The organism is Betaproteobacteria bacterium (assembly GCA_016791345.1).
Lineage (GTDB): Bacteria > Pseudomonadota > Gammaproteobacteria > Burkholderiales > JAEUMW01 > JAEUMW01.
The window spans coordinates 1-2,459 of the sequence record JAEUMW010000170.1 but is presented as its reverse complement, the minus strand read 5'-3'; the positions used below and the strand labels follow the sequence as shown (position 1 = coordinate 2,459).

Below are 2,459 nucleotides of genomic sequence, written 5' to 3'. Positions count from 1 at the left end.
CAGCGGCGCGACCAGACTCCTGCAACTGTCGTTCGCGTTCCTGCCTGAGATGGATATCCAGCCGAGCCACCCCGGGGGTCAAGTACCGCGTCGCCCGAGTCCGGATTATTCGCGCGTCGTCGAGCGTGCGCAGGAGATCCTGCAGTCCGCGGGCAAGCCGATGTCGGAGGCATTGGATCGGGCCTTGGAGGAGGCACGGAAGCCGCCACCCGAAACGCCACCTTCCGAACCGGCGAATGTCGACGAGCTGCTGGCCGACCCCGCGCGGTGGCCGCATCACATGGACGCCTGGTGTTCCGTGCACGCGTGGCTCGCGTACCGGCCGCTGCGGGAGGTCGAAGCCGTGCTGACCGGCGCAGGCATCGATGGCATCGACCTCTCTCTGCTGCTTCCCCTCTCTTCCACGACGGCGCATGCAGACGCGCTTGGCTTCGCCCCGATGTCTCCACAGCTTGTGGCGTCGGTTGCGCGGTATGCACGCGTGCTCGAACTCAAGCGGCAGATCCAGGCCCAGGGTTACGGCGACTTCCTCGGCGTCGAAGAGGAAGCGCGCTAACTACGCGCCTTCTGCGTCCGCCGCAAGGGCCTCCTCGTGGTTGCCTTTAGCGGCACCGTCACGTGCAGCAACTGGCGCGACGACTTTCGCTGCTGGCCGGTGCGCGAGGCGCCGCGCCGGCACCGTGGTTTTCTCGGCTGCTGGCGAGCGCTCGCGCCCAGGATCACCGACTGGGTGCGCGCACAGGCACCGCGGACGCCACGCCTCGTGGTCACCGGGCACTCGCTGGGCGGAGCGCTGGCGATCCTGGCTGCGAGCGATCTCATGTGTGCAGGCATCGCAGGCCTGCGGATCGAGGCCGTCAGCCTGTTCGGCTGTCCGCGGGTCGGGCTCGCGGGCTTTGCGGATGCCTATGGCAAGGCGCGGGCAGGCGCGGGCGAAGACGCACCCAGCCTCGCACAGGTGACCCGGCGCAACATCTCCGGCGCCGACCTCGTGGCGCGGGTGCCGCCGCCTCTGGCTTACCGGCATGTGGGTACCGGCTATCTGATCAAGGACGATGGCATCCATGAGGGCGAGAGCAGCTTGGCCGTCACGCGGATCGGCGCATTCCTCCGCCGCGTCTCGGCGACACTCTGGCCGCGCCCGGAGCCATTGCCAGCTATCGGTGCCCTGGGCCGCACAGCGCAGACGAGCGACACCCTGGAAGCGATGATCCCGCAGTTCCTGCCGCTGTTGCTCTCCTATCCCCTGACCATTGCCGGACTGGGTCTCGCCGCACTGCTCGGCCTGCACGCGCGCGACGCTGCTTCCCACTTTCACCGAGGCTACGTGCGGCGGTTCCGGAACATGTACCCTGCCTTCGTGGCGCTGCCCGTGGAAACCGCGGGGTGGCGCCAAGAGATCGTCACCGGGGCGACGTTGTCGGTCGATCGCGACCGCGCCCCCGGCTAGAACGCCGCGGTTGCGCGGAGTGTAGACTGGGACCTTTGCATCTCACCACTCGTAGCCGGAGTGGTCCATCGGATTCAGGCGGTGATGGTGCGGCAAGGCGCACCATCTTCCGAGCTTGGGTCGCGCTGCAGCAAAGAATCCACCGAATGTATCGGATGCCGACAACGACATCACCATCCCTGCTGCGAGCGCGAGCACACTCAGCGTTTGACCAAAGAGATAAACCAGATCAAGTATGTCGGCCATGCTTCCTCCCCTGCCACTACCTGCGCTCACCGGGCTGCTTCGGCAAGCATCCGCCCGGCGAATGATGAACCTACTCCATCGAGACTTACATCTGGCATATATGATCGTCAACTGCAGCGTTCGGAGCGATATGCCGGTGAAACCTTTCACGTACCTTTCTTGGGGCGGCGGTATGAGGCTCGTGCCATCTCTCGGGGCTCGCAGAGCAATCCGGTGCGGTGAAGATGCCTGGGAACGGGTGTTCGGTCCCATGACGAAGGCGGGCAGCACGAGGAGCATGCAACCATGACCCAGAACGCGCTTGTCGTAGGTGCAGGACCCGTGGGGCTGACGATGGCGCTCGAACTCGCGCGCTACAAGGTTCCCGTGCGGCTCATCGACAGGATGACGGAGCGCAGCGACACGTCTCGCGCCGTTGCGATCTGGAGTCGGACGCTCGAGCTTCTCGACCGCGCCGGGATCAGCGAGGAGCTGATCGCCATGGGCAACAAGGTCACGGCCGCCAGCATCATGGCCGGTCGCAGCCTTGTCGCCCACTTCGATCTCAAGGAAGTCGACACGCCTTATCCATTCGTGTTGATGCTCCCGCAGTGCGATACCGAGGCCGTGCTCGAACGGCATCTCCAGCGCTTTGGCACGCGCGCGGAGCTGGGTGTCGAACTCACCTCGTTCACGCAGGACGAAACCGGGGTAGCGGCGACGCTGCGTCGTGGCGACGGCAGCATCGCATCCGAGCGCTTCGCATGGCTCATCGCCTGCGACG

At 65.9% G+C, this 2,459-nt stretch carries 3 protein-coding genes and 1 pseudogene; 3 read left to right on the top strand and 1 reads right to left on the bottom strand.

Annotation, left to right across the window (positions count from 1 at the left end; all coding sequences use genetic code 11):
• Together JNK68_06635 and JNK68_06630 are read left to right on the top strand one after the other, a co-directional pair.
• Positions 1–556, top strand: a 556-nt coding sequence (locus tag JNK68_06635) for a hypothetical protein (GenBank protein ID MBL8540032.1), incomplete at its 5' end; no start/stop codon positions are given.
• Positions 557–592: 36 nt separating this feature from the next.
• Positions 593–1,450, top strand: a pseudogene (locus JNK68_06630) (lipase family protein).
• 42 nt (positions 1,451–1,492) lie between these two features.
• On the opposite strand, the gene JNK68_06625 reads toward JNK68_06630, so the two are convergent.
• Positions 1,493–1,696 (bottom strand): hypothetical protein, encoded by a 204-nt coding sequence (locus tag JNK68_06625; GenBank protein MBL8540031.1) that lies wholly within the window; start codon positions 1,694–1,696, stop codon positions 1,493–1,495.
• Positions 1,697–1,981: 285 nt separating this feature from the next.
• On the opposite strand from JNK68_06625, the gene JNK68_06620 reads away from it, so the two are divergent.
• The coding region (locus JNK68_06620; GenBank protein MBL8540030.1) for an FAD-dependent monooxygenase at positions 1,982–2,459 on the top strand (478 nt) is incomplete at its 3' end.